We start from the raw sequence: 20697 nt of genomic DNA, 5'->3' as shown, positions 1-20697 counted from the left end.
ATAGTTGACTGATCAGCCTCCAATGGTAGCCATCGACTCGGTTACGGTTGCCCGTTGGTTTTCGGCTTCGAAACCATTGCGGGGGCGATGTGCAAATGCCTGTAGAAAGGCGGCAGTTAACTCTTCGTCGGTTGCCCCAGTACGAAGCATAGCCCGAACATCCAGCACACCGTTGTCGTAGAGGCAGGTTTTCAGTGTACCCTGCGCTGTCAGACGAATTCGGTTGCAGGTGCCACAAAACGTCCTACTGAAGGCAGCAATCACGCCAATCGTGCCCTGATGACCCGGAATCTGATAATTAGACGACGTGGAAAATGGCGGGTCCGGCAGTTTTTCGATGTTGGGAAAGTGCTCGCGGATTTCACGGATGATTCGCTGATGCGTCCAGTTAAGAACCGGGTAATGACTACCTTCCCCGTTAAAGGGCATCTCTTCAATGAATCGAACATCAACGGGTAGGTGGCGGGTGAGCTCGGTCAGCGGGATGAGATCTTCGATGTTCTGACCATCCATCACTACGGCATTGATTTTCGTCTGGATACCGGATTTCAGGAGGGCGTCGAGTGTCTTCAGGACAGCGGGTAATTCGTCGCGACGGGTAATTTTTCGAAAGCGTTCGCGATCAAGGGTATCCAAGCTTAAATTCACCGACCGCACGCCCAGAGCGGCCATGTCTGCAACATGTGGAGCGGTCAGAACGCCATTGGTGGTTAGTGATAGGTCGGTTAATCCATCAAGAGCTGCCAGTCGATGCAGAAACGGCATTAAACCGGCCCGAACAAAAGGCTCTCCGCCCGTAATCCGCACTTTCTGAACCCCTAACTGGGCCAGTATACGTACCAGCCGCTCCATTTCTTCATAACTAAGTACCTGATGCTTGGGCAAGTACTTGATGCCTTCTTCGGGCATGCAGTAAAAACACCGCAGGTTGCAGCGATCGGTTACGGCCAGTCGAAGGTACGTAATGGGGCGATTATGGTTGTCGTAAATCATGCGTACGGGACTAACACAAAAATACCGATTTTGATTGCATATCCGAAAGCCAATTAGCCGCGTGGCATGGCAGCCCGGCCCAAATAGATCTCATCCCCTTTCAGGGTGAGTGTGGTATAAAACCGATACCCATTGTCAACATAGCGCACCATCACCTGGCTAGTCTGGTTAGGCCGGGCGTAAGCTTTTGTAGCCGCTATCAGAATCTGATTTCCGTTGACAATAGCCCGAACAAAAGGTAAGTCGCGGGTTTTGAGTTGATTGGCATTGTATTTATACCAGGTCCGCCCCCCGTCGTAGGAGCACTCCGTGGCTTCATTCAGATAGGTTTCGCGTCCATTGAACAGATCGCTATGATGTTTGAACAATCGCCAGAGACCATGTACGTAATGCTCATAACAGGCATAATTCCGGTCGTTGCCAAGGCCTGTCTGGGAGGGATCGCTCGGAGCGGGTTGATCGGGAATCAGGTCGGTATGATCGTCCCAGAATAAAACGCCATAGGCACCCGTAAACCAGTAAAAGATTCCCATGCCTTCCGAAACGGCAGGTGGGGTTGGGTGTTCGGCTTTGGCACTACCCGGAAATTCAGCATTCTGGGTGTTGAACAGCCAGTGCCAGGCAATCCGTTTTTTGGGCGATAGCTTCATATTTACCTCCTGTTCGCCTAGTAAAGCCGCCAACCAGTGCCGATCGCCGTCGCTGTTGTGTTGGGCCGAATAGTCCAGTTCAGGGTATAAATAATAGGTGCCGGGCATTAGAAAATCGGCGTAGTCGGAATAGGTTTTACCGATCAGATTGTCGGGTAATCCACGCTGGCGGCTGGAGGCCGTATGCCGAACGGGCATTGTCAGAAATTCATCGACACCAGCCTGATAATCCGACGTGCGGGAGTACCCATAGCTGTTATGTGCCACCGGATCAATGGAGCCAACCAGCGTTTGAGGACTGGCGTTTTCCTTGATGGTCTTCACCAGATAAGTATATAAGTTTACCTGCTCCTGGAGATTTTTGATCCCGTAGTTGTTCTCAATATCCAGAAAAATCAGTCCATACGTACTTTTCCAGCCGGTCGATGGGCAATCACCGAAGCCAACGCAATTGCCATTTAGTTCAAGAGCCGATTGGAAAACCGTTTGGCGATTGACTGGCGCATTAGAACGCGGTGCAGCTACTCGATAAAGCGTTTGGTCGGCTTTCCCATTGTCTTCCGACCAGCCTAACCCAAACGAATCTCTAAAATATCCCCGGTAGAGAATACTAGCTCGCTGACTGATCTGTAACGTACTTTTCCAACCGCTGGGAGGGTAGGAGTCGCCCCCCCAGATTTCTACGTTTGGAACCATCCGGCTCCGTTCTACGGCCGTAAACCCCCGCCGGAAGATCTTGGTCGGGTCCTGCTTGACATAAAGGTTTCGCCCGGCTCCACAAAACGTAATGGATTTGGTAGAAGGCACTGTAAAATCACTGACGACATCTAGGGTGTAATACCCTTTTCGCGTACTGGGATTGAACCGCGAGCGGGGTGTAGGTGAGAGAGCTGTTTGTGGGGGTAGATTACCAGTTAGTTGAACGCCCACGACGGGTTCGGGTATTCGACTGCGAACGTACCAGACACCTGCACCGAACAGGCTGATTAAAAAGGCTAAGCTTAAAAATTTCATACTAGCTTAAATGGGGGGATAAACTGGCTTTAATGACGATAAAGGTCAGTAATAGTTCTTTAGGTTTAGAACGGCAATTGACCTACAGTATTCTATTTGCGATTCCGGGATTATTGCTTCTTCAGCGTACCGACGGACCCAGTTGAATTTACGCGCATTTCTATACCATAAACATTGTGCCAGCTATCATGACTAAGTTGGCACACATTTTGGGAAGATAGGTTACCGGACGCTCAATCCCGTGACTTAATGCGAATAGGTATACTTCTCTATTTACTGTTAAACAGTTGCCTTTGTTTGGCGCAGGACTGGACTTTTTACGGTTTCTTTCCAGCTATTTCGCAGTCTGGCAATATAGGAAAGAAGCTTCAATACAATGTCTATATCTCATCAACGATTGATGCCTTTCATCAGACAATTGCTGAAAAAAACTATCCGGCAACCGCCTTACAGTATTATTTACAGCCCAGTTTAAGTTACCGACTATTGCCAAATGTTCAGATTGGAGTGGGCTATGCCTATGTGAAACACAACCTGTTTGGTCTGCACGTTAATGAGAATCGCTTGTGGATTCAGGCAGTGGCTACGCACGATGTTCCTGCCCTGGGTAGACTCAAACTATCACACCGATTGCGGTATGAAGAGCGTTACCCATTGAACATGAAGAGTAACCAGTGGTCATACGCGACACTATTTCGGTATCAGATTGGAGCTAGTTATCCTCTTTATGATCCAAAGGTTAACAAGACGGGGTTTTACGCATCCGCATCCAATGAATCCTTTCTTTGTCTGACGGGGGCAATCAACAGTCCGATCAGTTCAAAAAATGCCTTCTATGGCGAAAACTGGCTTTACGGAGGGTTAGGCTACAACACCCGAAAATTTGGGAAGATCGAGATGGGGTATATGTTTCAGAATCTGATTCGAAATCCGCAACAGGACCACCGTTACCTACACCTTTTACAAGTTACCTGGGCAGCAAATTTCGATTTATCGGAGATTGGTGTCTGGTTATATACACCTATGCCCTAAGACGTGTTTATTAATTTGTCTGTAATGTCGATAGAATTATGGCAAATGCTGTTGATGAACAGAATCGAGAACGGGTTTGAAGCAAGAAAAAGATATTTACTGTTGGATGGCACAAGTTTTGTTTAGAATTTAGTATTATTTTTGGGAAAAATTTACTGAACGCAGTTGAAGAAAGTAGTTTCCATCGGCCTCTTTTCGCTTCTAGTGTACCACACACTGGCCTATGTGCTTGTGTTTGTTGGTAGCTGGTGGCAGGCAGAGCACGATTTGTCGGAGCGGCTTTCGGTCTATCGTTCAGTCGACAGTATCGTTGAGTTTGAAATTCCGCTGAAAGACAAGCTCGATGCCAGTACCATCAGCCGAACTACTTCCGATGGGTTTAGCTACCGTGGGCATTATTACTCAGTGGTAAGTCTGGAAATTCAGGGGGACCAACTCCATATTGCAGCTCTGGAAACGGAGAATCGATCAATCTGGCAAAGCGATCTGCTGTCGTTCCTGAATAAACATGTATCCGGTACTACTGAGTCGAGCCGGAAAGCCAATCAACTCCTGAAATTCCTGCTGAAAGAATACTCGCCAAGTCCGCGTATTGTCTTTAGTTTTTTACCTCCCCAATGGCGTGAATCAATTCGCATCCCCGAACATCTGTTTGTGCTGGCTGCCCGCGCCCTTCCTGTTCATTCGCCCCCGCCCGAAATCTGAGGGAAATTGCCGATCGTGTAGACGGAGTCATTGGGCTGTTGCGGGTTCAACGTGTCCTGTTGTGGAATAAACCGGCAGGATGAGTGACCGTTGCGACTAAATGTGCACCTTTCATTCGGTTTTACTAGCTCGTGTAGTACCCTTCAAAAGGATATATACATCGTTTGCTGGCTTGCCATTTGCAAGGAACTACTCCATCGATAGCTGATTCTGCCTCTACACGGTTGATTCTTAACTAATCCTACGAACAAGCTCGATCGTGGTTGAAGTTGGCTTATAAGTCAGCTTGTGGCTGCGTTCTGTTCTGTCGTATGCCATCTTCATTAGTTTAGTCAATTTCTATTCAGATATTTTTCAGGCATGAAAACGACCTCTACCCTCGTTCTGGCGGTAGCCTGTATAACACTTTCTAACACGACAACTCAGGCGCAGGGATGCGTGGCCGTTCGGCACATGAGTTGCGCAGCTCCGGCAGGTTCAGCCGATTATTTTAAACAACGCAATGGCCACTGGCAGGTGTCGGCAGGTTATCGCTATTTCCGTTCGTATAAGCATTTTGTTGGCGATGTAGAGCAAACCCAACGCGTTGAACAGGGCACTAACGTCATCAACGTATCGCACGCCGTAGACCTGGGCATTACCTACATGGTCAATAATCGGTTGTCATTTTCGGTCAACCTTCCTATTCAATACTACGATCGTTCGTCGTTGTACGAACACTATGGCAATTCAGTCGCTCAAAACCCTGAACAGAAGCGGTTTCATACCGGGTCGCAGGGTATTGGAGACCTTCGGATCTCGGGTAGCTACTGGCTAATTAACCCTGTAAAATTGCCTAAGGCAAACATTGCGGCCGGATTGGGCGTGAAACTACCAACAGGCAACTATGGAGTAACCGATAACTTTCACAAGCTAACTAAAGAAGGGCAGGATTACACGATCAATCAACCCGTCGACCAATCGATCCAACTGGGCGATGGTGGAGTAGGAGTAAGCGTTGAGTTACAGGGCTATGCCTCTCTCAACAGCACCTTGACAGCTTATGCTAATGGCTTTTACCTGTTCAATCCACGCGAAACCAACGGTGTGGTGCGGAACCCGACTGCTACAACGATCGATCTGGTTACGGGGACGTTCTCCGTCGCTGATCAGTTTGCTGCCCGCATCGGTTTAAGCCAGTCAATCAAAGCCATTCCTGGGCTGGCCGTTATGCTTGGTGGACGTGTGGAAGGTGTACCGGCCATCGATGCTTTTGGCGGAAGTTCGGGTTTCCGGCGTCCAGGTTATATCGTTTCTGTCGAGCCTGGCCTTTCGTACATGCACAATAAAACGTCGATAGCCGCTACGATGCCCTGGGCTGTTTACCGGAACCGGATCAAAAGCTACTCCGATCGGTTAGACCCACTGGGTGTGCGGCAGGGGGATGCTGCTTTTGCCGATTATCTGGTGTCGGTCAACATATCCCGCTGGTTCTAAACTTTCTGCATACATCGCTTTTGAAGAGGTTGGCGATCCGCTATTGTCCTCACTAACTATTTCTTAATCATTACGGAACGTAATTGTACACGATGAAAACAATACTGAAAAGCCTTGCTGTGGCTGGATTAATGGCACCATTTGTAGCGAAAGCACAGATGCCGAACGATGCCATTTACATGGGTAAAAAACAACTCTGCGTAGCAGGGATGTATGGGTATAGCTCCTGGAGCCAATACTGGGAAAATACCCTCAAACGAGAAAATTTTAACATCGGGACCCATACCACACAAAGTGTGATGGTCATGCCGGCCTATGGTATCAGCAACCGGGTCAATGTGATTCTGAGCCTGCCATACGTTTGGACGAGCACTAGTGCCGGTAACCTGATGGGGCAGCATGGCATTCAGGATTTAGCGGCTTGGCTGAAATTTAAGGTGGTAAAAGCGGGAGGCTTTTCGCTCAATGCCATCGTGGGTGGGTCAGTTCCCATTGGGAATTATGTGCCGAGTTTCCTTCCGATGTCGATTGGGTTACAGTGTCGCACCTTTACCGGCCGGTTGCTGGCGAGCTATAGAGAGCCTAAAACGGGCGTCTATCTGACCGCACACGGAAGCTATGGCTGGCGGAGCAACATCACCATCGATCAGAATTCGTATCAGGCAGATGACCGGGTCTATAACACCGATCAGGTACGGGTACCTAATACGTACGATGCTGCTGTTCGGCTGGGCGTTCAGCGGAAAGGCTGGCAAACGGAAGTGTGGGCTGAACGTAGCTCCTGCCTGAGTGGTGACAACATCCGTCGGAACGATATGCCGTTCCCAACTAACAACATGCAGGCTACTACCGTAGGCTGGTATGGAAAAGTACAGCCACGCAACATCGGTGTCAATGCCCGTGTCGGTTATGTACTCGATGGTATGAATGTAGGGCAGAGCACCAGCTATATGGTTGGTCTGCTGTATCAAATCAATTTTAATAAATAAGCCGTAACACGAGATGAAAAACGCATATAAAATTCTGGCTATCGGTAGTCTGGTTGCTGGGCTATCTGTTTCGATTATTTCCTGTGATAAAAGTATATCCGAACCGCAGCGCGTAGGATATACCCCCGCCAACGTCGATGAAAAAGCGGGCAGCTGGAAAACCTATGTTCTGACATCGCCAACCGATGTGACCGTAGCAGCTCCTAAGGCTACCTCATCGGCAGAATACCAGGCTGAACTGACCGATCTGAAATCGAAATCAGCTAGCTTAACCCAGGAACAGCAGGAAGCCGTCGTGTATTGGGGCGCTGGAGCAGTGTATCGCTGGAACGAAATTGCCCGTGAGCTGGCCGCTCGGTATAACATTCCACCTGCCTCTACGGCCGATGGTAAATACCCCGTTCCTGATGCGGCTAATCCACTGGCCGATCCGAAATTTCCGTTTGCCAATCCACCGTATGCCGCTCGTGCATTGGCCTATCTGAGCGTTGCCCAGTATGATGCGCTGGTAGCCGCCTGGAATTATAAATACCAGTTCAAGCGGTCGGCTCCGTCGAAAGTGGATGCTACGGTTCGGGTGGCCTTACCTACGTCGACGATTCCTACCTATCCGTCGGAAGATGCGGTAGTAGCGGCTGCGTCTTATGTTGTGCTGAAAGCCATGTTCCCCGGCGAAGTGCCTTTCCTGGACGCCAAACTGGCCGAACATCAAAACAGCCGCTTGTGGGCAGGTATGAATGTACAGAGTGATCTGACGGCGGGTGCTGATTTGGGTAATCAGGTTGCTGCTAAAGTGATGGCGCGTGCGAAGACTGATGGCATGAGCGCAGCCAACAACCAGGCACTTACGGCCGGTATGATCGAAGTGGCGAAAGCGCAGGGACTTACTGAGGTATGGGTAAGTCAGGAAAGCCCTCTTCGTCCCCCTATGCTGCCAAACTATGGCGCTGTAACGCCCTGGAACTTCGATGCTGCTACGAAAGTGAAGCTTCGCCCTGGCCCACCACCCGCGTTAAATAGTGCTGAGTTTACCAAAGCGTTGGATGAACTGAAAGCCATCAACAAAAGCCAAACGCGCGAACAGGCTCGTATTGCCAACTACTGGGCCGATGGTGCCGGAACTTACACTCCACCCGGTCACTGGCTGCGTACGGCTGCCAATGCGGCCAGCGAAGCCAAATATAGCGAGGTTCGTATGGCCCGTACGTTGGCTCTGGTTGGTACATCGCTCATGGATGCCGGTATCTGCTGCTGGGATACGAAGTATTACTACTACTATCCACGTCCCCAGCAGTTCGGTGTGAAAACATCGGTTGGGTTGCCAAACTTCCCGTCGTACACCTCCGGCCACTCAACTTTCTCGGCGGCTGCGGCTACTGTGCTGGGCAGCATCTTCCCCGATCAGGCCAATGAGTTCTGGGCACAGGCGCAGGAAGCGTCAAACTCCCGGATTTATGGACTGATTCACTATCGTTTCGATTGCACAGTAGGGCTCGAATGCGGTAAGAACATCGGTACGTATGCCGTAAATCGTGGTAAAGCGGACGGATCAGGACTATAATTAAACGAGTGACAGAACGAATGAGCGATTTAACCTCATTCCGAAATCGTTCATTCATTCTTTCACTCATTCACTCTTTCGCTCTTTAGATATGCCACATATACCACTGCCTGAGCAACTGCCAGGTATTACCGGTCTGCTCGAGTACCGGTTGGATACCGCCATGCCGATTCGGGAGCTTACGCAGATTTTACTGCGGGGAGAGTCTACGTTAACGACTGGCGAGCGTGAACTCATTGCGGCCCTGGTATCGTCGCGTAATTGTACGGCCTTCTGCGAGGCTGCCCATACAAAAGCGGCCGATATTCTGCTTGGTGACGATGAAACGGCCAGAGCTGTGAAGCAGGACGTTGAAACGGCTCCCGTAAGCGAGAAAATGAAAGCCTTACTTCAGATTGCGGCCCTTACCCAGCAAAATGGTAGTGCCGTGACCTCGGAAGCTGTTTCTCGCGCCCGTGAAGCTGGCGCAACCGACCGCGAAATTCACGATACCGTGTTGATTGCGGCTCTGTTCTGCCTGTATAATAAGTATGTAGATGGTCTGGCGACCATTGCTCCTTCCGATCCGGCGTTTTACCAGATGCTGGGTGAGCGTATTACGGGTAGGGGGTATGTGCGTCCGCCGGGTGGATATCCTGTTCAAACCCATTAGTTGATTCGTGTCAGGTTGTATTGACCTGATCGTCTGGAAAATCAAATTTTTCATTTCCTGAAGGGTGAATAGCCGACTGAAAATCAAGTGTTTTTGGTCGGACAGGCTCTTCGTTTACCTACTTGATTCAATTCAAATGACTATAAAACAAAGTATACTACTTCTGGCGCTGGCTTTGTCCGTGTCGGTATCGGCTTTTGCCCAATCGCGGCAAGTGTCGGGTACGGTGCGGGATGCTGAAACTGGCCAGTCGCTGGCTGGGGCCAGTGTGCTGGTAAAAGGCCAGTTGACGGGTGCCGTTGTGAATAATGACGGAAAGTTCACATTAACGACCAATCAGCGTGGGGCACTCACGTTGATTGTCTCGATGGTCGGCCACGAAGCCCAGTCAGTCGTTGTCGATAACGATAATCAGTCGATAACCGTCAACCTTCGACAAGCCACAAACGCCTTGCAGGATGTAGTTGTCGCTGCTTCGCGGGTAGAAGAAAGCCTGTTGCGGGCACCCGTAACGGTCGAAAAAATGGATGCCCGTGCCATTCGCGAAACGCCTTCGGCATCTTTTTATGAAGGGCTGAACAACCTCAAAGGGGTTGATATGGTAACGAGTGGATTAACCTATCGGCAGATCAACACACGCGGTTTCGCCAGTACCGGCAACAGCCGTTTCCTGCAACTGATCGATGGGATCGACAATCAACCCGCTGGGTTTGGCTTTTCGATGGGTAACTTATTCGGTCTGAGCGATCTGGATGCCGAAAGTGCCGAATTAGTCCCTGGTGCGGCTTCGGCCCTATACGGTCCGGCGGCTTTCAACGGTGCCTTGCTGATGACGAGTAAAGACCCGTTCCGCTATCAGGGATTAAGTGCAGAGGTCAAGATGGGTGTTAACCACCTGAATGACTCCAACACGGGAGCAGCTTTGTATCAGGATTATGGCCTACGCTATGCGAAGGTTTTTGGCAATAAACTGGCGATCAAGCTGGTGGCTTCGTACATGAAAGGACTGGACTGGTTTGCTACCGACTACACGGATGTAGATGCAACCACGTCGCCCGAAAAACGGGGGCCCAGCAATCCGGCATACAATGGCCTTAATGTATATGGTGATGAAATCAACCGGACCATTACAGGTATTGGTAAAGTGTCGCGGACGGGTTATCTGGAGAAAGATTTGACGGATTATAACGTCTACAGCCTGAAGCTGAACGGGGCTATTCACTACCGGATTACGCCCAAGCTGGAAGCGATTTATTCCTATAATTACGCCAAGGGAACCAGCAACTATACGGGAAGCAACCGATTCGCTGTGGATGGCTTTTCGCTGCTTCAGCATCGGATCGAATTACGGGGGGCTAACTTTTTCGTACGAGGTTATACCAACCAGGAAGATTCACATGACTCCTACAATACCCGTTCGTTGGGCCAGCAGATTGATCGGACCTGGGTGCGCGATCTGAATGGTAATGTGGTAGCGCCCAACGTAGCCGATCAAACCTGGTTCGATCGGTATACAGCCGCCTATCAGGGCAAAATACAGGGAGTAACCGCCAGCGACAATGCTACGGCTCGTCAGTTTGCCGATCAGGGACGTTTGCTGCCTGGTTCGGCTGAGTACGAGCAGCAGAAAGCCAGACTGATTGGCGTACAGGGTCTGGCAGGAGCCGGTATTCTGAGCCAGACGAATATGTATCATGCCGATGCACAGTATAACCTGACCTCAGCATTGGCATCGGCCGGGCTGACCGGGACTGAATTGCTGATCGGTGGTAATTTCCGGGAGTACAGCTTATTTACCAACGGAACCCTGTTTGACGATAAAGGCGGGCGAATCAAATACAACGAATTTGGCACCTTTGCCCAGTTGAGTAAAGCATTCCTGGCCAATAAACTGAAACTGACGGTATCGGGACGGTACGATAAGAACCAGAATTTTGCTGGCTATTTTACCCCTCGTGCATCGGCTGTGTTTTCGCCCAGCGATCGGCATCATTTCCGGGCATCGTTCCAATCGGGATATCGTAATCCAACGCCCAGCGACCAGTTTATCAAGCTTAATGTGGGGCCGATTACTATTCTGGGTGGAGCGCCCAGCAACAGTGCAGGCATGAATGTGTATGAAAACTCGTTTAACTCCACCAGCATTGGCGGCTTCGTAAACGGGTTCCTGGCCGATGTCAACAAAGTGGGGCCTCAGCAGGCAGTACTGAATAATAAGGATAAGTTGGTCAAATCGAACGTGCCATACATTGCGCCCGAACGAGTCCAAAGTTTTGAAGTGGGTTACCGGGCCTTGCTCACCAGCCGCTTATCGCTCGATGCCAATTACTATTTTGGGGCTTATCGCAATTTCATCCTGAATACGGTTGTGATTCGGCCCAATAGCCCAGTGCTGGGAAGCGATGGAACGATCAGTCCGGCGGCTGCTCAGGATATTCTGAACTCGACCTATCAGGCCTTCCAGTTATACACGAATGCCCCCGACCGGGTAACAGCAAAAGGCGCTACGTTAGGTGTAAACTACACGACGTCTGGTGGCTATATTGTGACAGGCAATGGCACCTGGTCGGCGTTCAACCTGCAAAACGCGGACCCGAATAATATTCCGGCGTTTAATACCCCCCGATTCAAATCGAACGTGACCATCGGCCACCGGAACATTGCCAGAAATCTTGGCTTTAACGTCGCCTGGCATTGGCTGGAAGCCTTCGATTGGGTAGGATCGTTCAACGAGCTGCGTCCGGGTCGAATTCAGGCCTATAACCTGATCGATGCCCAGGTGACGTTGAAACTGCCTGCCTATAAAACCCTGCTGAAAATTGGCGCGTCGAATCTGACCAACCAATATATCGTGCAGGCGTATGGATCACCAGCTGTTGGTGGTTTATACTATGTATCGCTCACGTTCGACCAGAATTATCGATAAACTCAAACTGTCAAAGGCGATGGAAACGAAAGTACTTTCAATCGATGAGCAGCCGCGTATAGCCTTGCCCTGGGGCAGTTTTGGCCTCTGTATGATCGCCTATCTATTTGGCGGAACGGCCAGTACGCTGATGGCTACGTATTTACCCATTGCTATTCCACAATTACTCGGTGCAAACGCATCGGCCAGTGAAATTGCCAATACGGGAGCCTGGGTGAGTGCCGCATTTCTGTACGGCTGGATGATCGGAGGTTTTTTGTTTGGGCCTTTGGCAGATCGGATTGGTCGGGTTCGGGCATTGGTACTGGCTACAGGCCTGTGTGGTGGCGCCATGCTGGCAACGGCTTTTGTGGCCGATATTTACGTATTGATTGGCCTTCGGGCGCTGACAGGCGCAGGTGTCGGTGGGATTTTACTGGTATCGACGGTCTATCTGTCTGAAGTATGGACTGGGCCGTCGCGACCTGTTATACTAGGCGTACTAGCTACTGCGTTTCCGGTAGGTATTGTAGCTACGGGTGGTTTGGCGAGTGGTTTCAGCAATTGGCGTATGGCGTTCTATATCGGTCTGATTCCGATACTGGTTGCTATCCTGATTGGTCTGTTTTTGCCGGAGTCGGCTAGTTGGCAGCTTGGAAAAAACGGCCATGAAGGGAACAAGCCTAATTTGTTCAGTGCTGAAAATAAGCCGAATGTTATAAATGGGGCACTCATTTTTGGAGCTGTCTTGATCGGTCTCTGGGGAATCTTTTCCTGGTTGCCTACCTGGGTGCAATCACTACTGCCCGCAGGTGAGAGTGGACAAACGGAACGAGGTATCATGATGATGTTATTGGGTATGGGCGGCATTGTAGGGGGTATTGCATCAGGATTTCTGGTTCGACGCATTGGGCCTCGCTATACCCTGTTGCTCACCTTTGTAGGCTGTATTCTGGCCTGTACCATACTCTTTCTCAGCAATCGGACGTTTTCACCGATCATCTATAGTGAAGTGGGACTACTGTCGTTATTTCTGGGTATCAGTCAGGGGTCATTATCGAGTTATGTGCCAACACTTTTTGATGCCTCGATTCGGGCTACGGCTACGGGTTTCTGTTTTAATATAGGTCGTTTATTTACGGCTACGGCAGTGTTATTTGTAGGAACACTGACGACGGTTTTGGGAGGAATCGGCAATGCACTGGTCATTTTTTCAGCCGCTTTTCTGATTGCTTTAAGTGCAATTTATCTAAAGAGCGAAAGAGCGAAAGAGTGAAAGAGCGAAATGCGAACCCAACCACTTTTTCACCTTTTCACTCTTTCGCTCTTTCACTCTTTATTTATATGCCACATATCACATTACCTGAAGGACTTCCGGGCATTCGGAGCCTGGCCGTATATCGGCCCGAAACGGGTCAGCCACTTTATGAGCTGGCGCAGGCATTATTAAGATCTGGTTCGCCAGATAGCACACTGACCAGTGCCGAACGCGAATTGATCGCAGCCTTTGTTTCCAAGCAGAATTGTACGGCTTTTTGCATGAACAGTCATGCCGCTGCGTCCCGCTATTTGTACGGTGATCAGCGCGACCTGGTTGACGACGTACTGGCTGATCCCAATAACGCGTCGATTTCGATGAAGCTGAAAGCACTTTTAGCCATTGCTGATCATGTGCAGGCGGATGCACGTACCGTTTCAAATGAGTTGGTGGCGGCTGCCCGCGCTGAAGGAGCTACCGATGGCGACATTCATGATACGGTGCTGATTGCGGCTTCGTTCTGTATGTACAACCGCTACGTCGATGGGCTTGCTACACTGACTCCTACTGATCCGGCTGCTTACGAAGCAATGGGCGAGCGTATGGGAACACTTGGTTATCAGGTGCCTACAACAAAATAAAGGCTGACAATATTGTCAGCCTTCAAAAATATCTATTATAGGTTGGTCATAGTCCCCGGTTGTTTTACGACTGGGGTACTATTTAGGTTGCAAAACAAACGAAAATTATGCCATATATCCAATTACCTGAAGGATTACCTGGAATTCGTGGGCCAATGGCGTTTAGTCCGCAAACGGCCGATCCACTCAATGCGCTGGTCAATGTGTTGCTGCGCGACAATACCCATCGTCCAGACTCCGGCCTTACGGAAGGCGAACGTGAACTGATTGCTACCTATGTATCGTCTCTGAACGATTGCTTTTTTTGTCAGACCATTCACGGTGCCGTGGCGAGTTATCATCTCGGCGATGAAGACTGGAGTTTAGTTCAATCGGTTAAATGCAATCCCGAACAGGCAGCTATCAGTCCTAAGCTGAAAGCGTTACTGGCTGTAGCTGCCGCCGTACAGCAGAGTGGTAAAGCTGTAACCCCCGACCTAATTGCAGCCGCTCGTGCTGAAGGAGCTACCGATCTCGACATCCACGATACAGTACTGATTGCTGCGGCTTTCTGCATGTTCAATCGGTATGTAGACGGACTGGCTACCGAAGCGCCCAACAAACCGGATCTGTATCGCTACCGGGCTTCCCGGATAGCTGCCGATGGCTATGCTTCACAAGATGCCTACATGCCGCCTGCCGAATCGGCCTCGGCTGCGTCAGTTGCGGGAACGAATTAGTCAGGGGCTGAAGATAAAGTAGTAGATCGACGATCTGTATGAAAAACGTTATCTGGTTTATAGTCTGTATACTCGCATTGATTACACTCGAAGCGGCCAGTGTTTATTTTATTATGCCGTTTCCGGGTAGCCAGCTGGGTTTAGCCGAAGGAGAAACATCGCTTGGCCGCGTTGAATTGGCATACTGGCTGCATCAGCATATGGGCTGGTTGCGAGGTATTGGGCTATTGCTGCTGGCCTACCCCGCTTACCGACTTCTGATTCGCCCGCTTCGGGCATGGCAACGATACACTGCTCTTGCTTTATTGCTTGTCTATGGAGGTGTCCTCTACATGGTTCATCAGCAGATGATGGCCGACCATATGTTTCTACAGCCGACTACCAAGCGGGTTGTGCCTATGAGCCAGAATAAAATTCCGCTCGATAAACTCGTATTAGGCTTCGAAGCGCTGGGGCAGGCAACGGCGTATCCGATTCAATTGATTGGGTATCATCACCAGGTGCGGGATACGGTTGGAGGGCAACTCATTATGGTGACCTATTGTACCGTTTGCCGGACAGGCCGTGTATTTAACCCGCTGGTGCAGGGGCAGGCCGACGAGTTTCGACTGGTGGGTATGGATCACTTCAACGCGATGTTTGAAGACAGCCGCACTGGCACGTGGTGGCGGCAGGCAACGGGTGAAGCCGTAGTCGGACCGTTGCGTGGAAAAGCGCTGATGCCTCTATCGTCTCGCCAGATGACGCTTCGCGAATGGGCGCATGAACACCCCAATACGCGTGTCCTGCAAGCCGATTCAACCTTTGCCGATGAGTTCAAAGGAATGCGTACGTACGACAAAGGGCTGTCGAAGGGTAAACTCACCCGGCGAGATTCGGCATCGTGGAAGCCGAAATCGTGGGTAATTGGTGTTGAACATGCGGGTTTTGCAAAAGCCTATGATTGGAATCAATTACAAACGAACCGGGTGGTCAATGATGTAGTAGGAGGAGAGCCGGTACTGGTAGCGATGTCGCCCGATAGCGCATCGTTTGGTGTATGGAATCGTCGGATGGGTATTCAGACGCTTACATTTCACTATACGAATCGGCAACTGATCGATCAGGAAACGAAGTCCGTCTGGACCTGGCGTGGGCATTGCACGACTGGTCCACTGAAAGGCCGTCGGCTATCAGCCATGCCGAAAGCGTACCAGGAGTTCTGGCATAGCTGGCGATCGTTCCATCCCCAGACGCAACAGTATAAATAGCGGTTTATTCGCTATAAGCTACCGAATCTACTACTTGCTGGCAATAGGTTGCTTCCCCTGACGTTTTTCGGGTAGGAGCCAACAACTCTGTGTAATTTTAAGGCCGTTGGCACAGAAATGGCCAGTGGATAACCCAGAAGCCGGGCCAAAGACTACCTTTGCCGCAAACGTAGCCTATGCGATTTTTACTTCTTGCCCTTTTTACACTAACAACGCTGTTCATTTCCCGTCAGGCCAGGGCCCAATGGATGATTGGCGGGTTTATGCAGGGACATCGAAAAGCCAGCCTGGCCATTATTGGTTCTCAGGAAAGTTACAGTACCTATTTCATCAATAAAACCGAGACTAAAAACCCGAATCTGGGAACGGTGACGACGCAGGCATTGACCGCTGTCGGAACGTATGGTCTGGGGTACGATCTCGACCTGATCGTGGCTGCTCCGTATATCCGTACCGAAGCCAGCGCAGGCTATTTCCCCAAACAGGAAGGGTTTCAGGACGCGTCGGCTACGCTTCGATGGGAGGCCTACGACTACAAACTGGGTAAAAAGCTCAGGCTCTCATGGCTGTTTGCGGTAGGCTACTCCATGCCTATTCAGAATTACGTCAATGATGCGATGGTTGCCATTGGGCGAGGCTCTAAAAACTGGGACGGTCGTACGATGCTGCACCTGAAAGGGAAATCTTTTTTTATAACTGGGCAGTATGGGTATATCCGCCGGGGGCAGGTTACGCTCGATCATGTGGTGAATTATTATGACCCCAGCCAGCTCAATCCGAATAGTGGCTCGAAGGTGAACGTACCCGACGTTACCGAAATTATTGTTCGGGGCGGATACGTGAACACATGGCTCAATCTGGACGTCTGGGGGCAGCAGCAAACGCCTTACACAAAAGGAACCGACATCGGGCCAGGTATTCCATTTCCGACCAATGCGGTGGGTTTCACACGGTTAGGCGCCACGGCTTATCTTCGTTTAGCGAAGCAGTTTGGTCTGACGGCTGGCTACAATACCATCATCGACGGGCGTAACGTCGGCAAAAGTTCCCAAATCAATGCAGGCCTTGTAATCGGTCATTGGACGGCCAATAATTAGTGACGTGGACATTTGGGCCGCATAAGTACAACAACATATCTATGCAGCCAGTGGGCCACGTTACAGCAACTACTATGAGACTATTTTTTGTAAGAATCACATTAGGGGCTTTGCTGGTGTGGGTAGCGGGTTGTTCGGAACCTACTATCGATGAAGGCGTTCTGCCTTTTATTGTGCCTACATCCACAGATGCCGATGGAGGTAGCTGGAAAACGGTTGTGCTCAAAGCAGCCACGGACATCAGTGTACCGCAACCGCTCGCAACGACATCGGCTGCCTATCAGCAGGAGTTGGCCGATGTGAAAAACGGCGTTCTGGCGGCAACTCCTGAACAGAATACGGCCGTTAATTATTGGGCTTATGGGGCTGTTCTGCGCTGGAATCAGATTGCCCGACAGTTGGTAGCCAAGTATAACGTTGCACCCGGTTATGATTATGCAACCGGACAGACAACACCCGCTGAATCGGCCAATCCATATGCAGGGCCTCCATATGCCGCTCGGGTGTATGCCTTGCTGAGTGCTGCCCAGTACGACGCATTGGTTGTAGCCTGGCGGGCCAAGTTTCAGTATAATCGGCCATCGCTGGAGCAGCAGGGCGTGATTTCGCGGGCGCCTGTACTCGACGTTCCTTCCTATCCCTCGGAGGATGCCGCCGTGGCCGAAGTTTCCTGTCAGGTACTGGCATATTTATTTCCGAAGGAGGAGGCTTTTTTAAAGGCTAAGGCCACTGAACACAAGCAGAGCCGCATATGGGCTGGCGCCAGCGTGCCGAGCGATGTGAAAGCGGGCGAAGCGCTTGCGGCTACATTAGCTCCTAAAGTCATTGACCGGGTTAAAGCCGATCGTTTTGGCGCAGCTAACGATCCGACCAATACCTGGCAAACGGCATTAGCGAAAGCACCTTATGACCAAAAATGGACCAGTCTTGAAATACCGGCTCGTGCACCTATCCTGCCGCTGGCCGGTAAAGTGAAAACATGGTACGACTCTACGTCCATTGCCAAACTGGTTCCGGCTGCTCCGCCAGCCACCACATCTGCCGATTTTCAGAAAGCATTGAGCGAAGTACGCGATATAGCTACCGCCCGCACGCGTGATCAGTCGCGTATAGCCAGCTACTGGGATAATGGCCCCAACACCTATTCTTTGTCGGGCTTGTGGAATTTGCTGACGGAGGAATTTATTCGGGAAAATGGGCAGAACGAGCTACGGGCGGCCCGAACCTACTCCTTGCTGAACCGGGCTATGCAGGATGCTACTACGGCCAGTTGGCGTACGCAATACACCTATTTTGTACCCCGCCCCTCGCAGATTGACCCAACGATTAAAACCGCTACCGTTATTCCGAATACACCGAGTTATGTATCGGATAGGGCAGCGGTATCCAGTACAGCCGCAACCCTCTTAAGCTATCTATTCCCGAGCGATGCTACCAAACTGACGGCTCAGGCCACCGAAGCATCGTTATCAGGTTTGTATGCAGGTACCCACTATCGGTTCGATAACGACGAAGGAGCTAAGTTGGGCACGGCGATCGGCCAGTTGGCTGTTGCTGCTGCTAAAGCCGATGGGGCAAAATGAACCGGACAGATAAGTCTATTGTATGAGGAATGGCGTATAATTGCTAAATTTCATTTTCATGAAAAGCCGGGTTTGAGAATCCGGCTTTTTTGTAACATTGCTCTAGTATTTGCGAGTTACCCATCAAACCTATGATTGCATGAATGTTTCGGAAAATCTTACCGGTCAGTCGCGAGTCGTTATTGAACGTGTATCTCCTGAATTGGATGGCGGACTGTACCCTATCAAAGCCGTACCGGGTGATGTCATTGCCGTTGAAGCGGATATTTTTGCAGATGGACACGATTACCTGACGGCTGTCCTGCTCTTCAAACACATTGATGATGCCAACTGGACCGAAACGGCGATGGCTCCGATCGTAAATGATCGCTGGGGGGCATCGTTTGTGGTCGAAAAACAGGGGAAGTATCTCTATACCCTGGAATCTTGGGTCGATCATCCGGGTTCGTGGCAGCACGAAGTCCATCTGAAAGTGGCCGATGGGCAGCGAATTACCAGTGAGCTACTGGCCGGAGCGCAGTATCTGGATGGTATGCTGGTTCGAGCAGGAGGGGTAGCAGAACAAAAGAAAGGCGGAAAGGGGAAAGGAGCGAAAACAAAAAGCGAGCCGATTTCGGAAAGTGCCGATGCGAAGGCGATTCGGGAAATGGCCGCCTTGTTTCGGGATGAAAGCCGTTACAACGAAGCCGTATCCGTAGCCGAAAGCGATCAGTTTACATTTTATGCCAGTCGCTACCCCGAACGTCAGCATGTAACCCGATATAGTCACGAACTGGGTGTTGAGGTTGATAGAGCCCGTGCCGGGTTTAGCAACTGGTACTGTCTGTTTCCCCGTTCGGCTTCGCGGGTAGAGGGCAGGCATGGTACCTTCAAAGACGTAGAGGCTCTACTGCCGCGCATTTCGGGTATGGGCTTCGATGTTCTCTATTTACCACCGATTCACCCCATTGGTACCGCACACCGGAAAGGGAAAAACAACTCAGTTATTTGTCAGCCCGGCGAACCCGGTGTCCCGTATGGCATTGGTTCGCCGGAGGGTGGGCACGATGCCATTCACCCCGAACTGGGTACGGTTGAGGAGTTTAAACACCTGATCGCTATTGCGGCCAACTACGGCATGGAAGTGGCGATGGACCTGGCTATCCAATGTTCGCCCGATCACCCCTGGGCAAAAGAGCATCCCGAATGGTTCAAAAAACGCCCTGATGGCACCATCCAATACGCCGAAAATCCGCCCAAAAAGTATCAGGATATTTACCCGGTTTATTTCGAGACTGATGATTGGCAGAACCTATGGGAAGAACTAAAACGCGTGCTGATCGTCTGGGCATCGTGGGGAGTCCGAATTGTACGGGTCGATAATCCGCATACCAAGCCGTTCGGTTTCTGGGAGTGGGTCATTGCCGAAGTGAAGAAGGAGTTTCCCGACATGTTGTTTCTGGCCGAAGCTTTTACGCGTCCGAAAGTTATGCAGGAGCTGGGCAAACGTGGGTTTGCTCAATCGTACACGTACTATACCTGGCGCAACACAAAATATGAGCTGGAGCAGTATATGATGGAGCTGACTCAGACGGAAATGAAATATTACTACCGTCCGAATTTCTGGCCGACCACGCATGATATTAATCCATATAGCTTGCAGGGGGGGCATGAACCACAATTCCTGATCCGGTATTTTCTGGCGGCCACCCTGGTCAGTAACTACGGGATTTATGGCCCATCTTTCGAACTGATGGAACACATTCCGTTCCCCAACAAGGAAGAGTACCTCAACTCGGAGAAATATGAAATTCGGCTGTGGGATTGGGATCGGACCAATAAGTTAACGTATCTGATTACGCTCGTGAACCGGATACGGCACGAAAACGCAGCCTTGCAGATAACCAACAATATCCAGTTCTGCCCGGTAAACGACGATGCAATTATGGCTTATCTGAAAATAAAAGATGCCAATCGATTGCTGATTGTTGTAAATACAGACGCCTATAGCCGTCGGGCGGGGGTAGTACAGGTGCCGATCTGGCAGTTAGGCATTGGCCCCGAACAATATTATCAGGTACACGATTTGCTGACGGGAGCTTATTACAACTGGCAGGGGGAGCACAATTACGTGGAGCTTGACCCATACAGCCTGCCCATGCATTTGTTTCGGATTGAAGTATAATTGAGCGA

General features: G+C 50.5%; 16 protein-coding genes. 14 read left to right on the top strand and 2 right to left on the bottom strand.

Going from position 1 to position 20697, the window contains the following annotated elements; translation table 11 throughout:
- Positions 1–12 precede the first annotated feature (12 nt).
- Together moaA and BGO59_RS02625 are read right to left on the bottom strand one after the other, a co-directional pair.
- Positions 13–993, bottom strand: coding sequence for a GTP 3',8-cyclase MoaA (moaA, locus tag BGO59_RS02630; protein ID WP_293679977.1), 981 nt, complete (start codon positions 991–993; stop codon positions 13–15).
- 53 nt (positions 994–1046) lie between these two features.
- Positions 1047–2657: a hypothetical protein gene (locus BGO59_RS02625; RefSeq protein WP_293679975.1), complete on the bottom strand. Its 1611-nt coding sequence runs from the start codon at positions 2655–2657 to the stop codon at positions 1047–1049.
- Positions 2658–2906: 249 nt separating this feature from the next.
- Here BGO59_RS02625 and BGO59_RS02620 point away from each other — a divergent pair, with 249 nt between their 5' ends.
- The 14 genes from BGO59_RS02620 (at position 2907) to BGO59_RS02555 (ending at position 20689) form a co-directional block, all read left to right on the top strand.
- Entirely contained in the window at positions 2907–3689 is a 783-nt protein-coding gene (locus tag BGO59_RS02620; RefSeq protein ID WP_293679972.1) for a DUF2490 domain-containing protein, read from the top strand.
- Positions 3690–3854: 165 nt separating this feature from the next.
- Positions 3855–4394 carry a hypothetical protein gene (locus tag BGO59_RS02615; RefSeq protein ID WP_293679971.1) on the top strand — a complete coding sequence of 180 codons (540 nt, stop codon included), beginning with the start codon at positions 3855–3857 and terminating at the stop codon, positions 4392–4394.
- Between the two features lie 360 nt (positions 4395–4754).
- Positions 4755–5870: a hypothetical protein gene (locus BGO59_RS02610; protein WP_293679969.1), complete on the top strand. Its 1116-nt coding sequence runs from the start codon at positions 4755–4757 to the stop codon at positions 5868–5870.
- Between the two features lie 92 nt (positions 5871–5962).
- A complete protein-coding gene (locus BGO59_RS02605; protein ID WP_293679967.1) occupies positions 5963–6859 on the top strand; it encodes a hypothetical protein in 897 nt (298 codons plus the stop codon).
- 13 nt (positions 6860–6872) lie between these two features.
- Positions 6873–8420: a phosphatase PAP2 family protein gene (locus BGO59_RS02600; RefSeq protein ID WP_293679965.1), complete on the top strand. Its 1548-nt coding sequence runs from the start codon at positions 6873–6875 to the stop codon at positions 8418–8420.
- Between the two features lie 91 nt (positions 8421–8511).
- Positions 8512–9072 carry a carboxymuconolactone decarboxylase gene (locus BGO59_RS02595; protein WP_293679963.1) on the top strand — a complete coding sequence of 187 codons (561 nt, stop codon included), beginning with the start codon at positions 8512–8514 and terminating at the stop codon, positions 9070–9072.
- 136 nt (positions 9073–9208) lie between these two features.
- Positions 9209–11998, top strand: a complete 2790-nt coding sequence (locus BGO59_RS02590) for a TonB-dependent receptor (RefSeq protein ID WP_293679961.1) — start codon at positions 9209–9211, stop codon at positions 11996–11998.
- A 19-nt stretch (positions 11999–12017) separates the two neighbouring features.
- A complete protein-coding gene (locus BGO59_RS02585) occupies positions 12018–13253 on the top strand; it encodes an MFS transporter (RefSeq protein ID WP_293679959.1) in 1236 nt (411 codons plus the stop codon).
- A 68-nt stretch (positions 13254–13321) separates the two neighbouring features.
- A complete protein-coding gene (locus tag BGO59_RS02580) occupies positions 13322–13876 on the top strand; it encodes a carboxymuconolactone decarboxylase (protein WP_293679957.1) in 555 nt (184 codons plus the stop codon).
- Between the two features lie 107 nt (positions 13877–13983).
- On the top strand, positions 13984–14595 hold the full coding sequence (locus BGO59_RS02575; RefSeq protein WP_293679955.1) for a carboxymuconolactone decarboxylase family protein: 612 nt from the start codon (positions 13984–13986) through the stop codon (positions 14593–14595).
- 38 nt (positions 14596–14633) lie between these two features.
- On the top strand, positions 14634–15845 hold the full coding sequence (locus tag BGO59_RS02570; protein ID WP_293679952.1) for a DUF3179 domain-containing (seleno)protein: 1212 nt from the start codon (positions 14634–14636) through the stop codon (positions 15843–15845).
- Positions 15846–16021: 176 nt separating this feature from the next.
- On the top strand, positions 16022–16942 hold the full coding sequence (locus tag BGO59_RS02565) for a hypothetical protein (protein WP_293679949.1): 921 nt from the start codon (positions 16022–16024) through the stop codon (positions 16940–16942).
- A gap of 74 nt (positions 16943–17016) precedes the next feature.
- A complete protein-coding gene (locus BGO59_RS02560) occupies positions 17017–18525 on the top strand; it encodes a phosphatase PAP2 family protein (RefSeq protein ID WP_293679946.1) in 1509 nt (502 codons plus the stop codon).
- A 139-nt stretch (positions 18526–18664) separates the two neighbouring features.
- Positions 18665–20689 carry an alpha-1,4-glucan--maltose-1-phosphate maltosyltransferase gene (locus BGO59_RS02555; RefSeq protein WP_293679943.1) on the top strand — a complete coding sequence of 675 codons (2025 nt, stop codon included), beginning with the start codon at positions 18665–18667 and terminating at the stop codon, positions 20687–20689.
- Positions 20690–20697 lie beyond the last annotated feature (8 nt).

The sequence above is a fragment of the Spirosoma sp. 48-14 genome (assembly GCF_001898575.1).
In the GTDB taxonomy this organism is placed as follows: domain Bacteria; phylum Bacteroidota; class Bacteroidia; order Cytophagales; family Spirosomataceae; genus Spirosoma.
The sequence above is the reverse complement of the archived record's forward strand: the minus strand, read 5'-3'. Positions and strand labels throughout refer to the sequence as shown.

Coding starts and splice junctions, on each gene's coding strand:
- moaA (WP_293679977.1), bottom strand. CDS start 993: ATGATTTACGACAACCATAATCGCCCCATTACGTACCTTCGACTGGCC.
- BGO59_RS02625 (WP_293679975.1), bottom strand. CDS start 2,657: ATGAAATTTTTAAGCTTAGCCTTTTTAATCAGCCTGTTCGGTGCAGGT.
- BGO59_RS02620 (WP_293679972.1), top strand. CDS start 2,907: ATGCGAATAGGTATACTTCTCTATTTACTGTTAAACAGTTGCCTTTGT.
- BGO59_RS02610 (WP_293679969.1), top strand. CDS start 4,755: ATGAAAACGACCTCTACCCTCGTTCTGGCGGTAGCCTGTATAACACTT.
- BGO59_RS02605 (WP_293679967.1), top strand. CDS start 5,963: ATGAAAACAATACTGAAAAGCCTTGCTGTGGCTGGATTAATGGCACCA.
- BGO59_RS02600 (WP_293679965.1), top strand. CDS start 6,873: ATGAAAAACGCATATAAAATTCTGGCTATCGGTAGTCTGGTTGCTGGG.
- BGO59_RS02595 (WP_293679963.1), top strand. CDS start 8,512: ATGCCACATATACCACTGCCTGAGCAACTGCCAGGTATTACCGGTCTG.
- BGO59_RS02590 (WP_293679961.1), top strand. CDS start 9,209: ATGACTATAAAACAAAGTATACTACTTCTGGCGCTGGCTTTGTCCGTG.
- BGO59_RS02585 (WP_293679959.1), top strand. CDS start 12,018: ATGGAAACGAAAGTACTTTCAATCGATGAGCAGCCGCGTATAGCCTTG.
- BGO59_RS02580 (WP_293679957.1), top strand. CDS start 13,322: ATGCCACATATCACATTACCTGAAGGACTTCCGGGCATTCGGAGCCTG.
- BGO59_RS02575 (WP_293679955.1), top strand. CDS start 13,984: ATGCCATATATCCAATTACCTGAAGGATTACCTGGAATTCGTGGGCCA.
- BGO59_RS02570 (WP_293679952.1), top strand. CDS start 14,634: ATGAAAAACGTTATCTGGTTTATAGTCTGTATACTCGCATTGATTACA.
- BGO59_RS02565 (WP_293679949.1), top strand. CDS start 16,022: ATGCGATTTTTACTTCTTGCCCTTTTTACACTAACAACGCTGTTCATT.
- BGO59_RS02560 (WP_293679946.1), top strand. CDS start 17,017: ATGAGACTATTTTTTGTAAGAATCACATTAGGGGCTTTGCTGGTGTGG.
- BGO59_RS02555 (WP_293679943.1), top strand. CDS start 18,665: ATGAATGTTTCGGAAAATCTTACCGGTCAGTCGCGAGTCGTTATTGAA.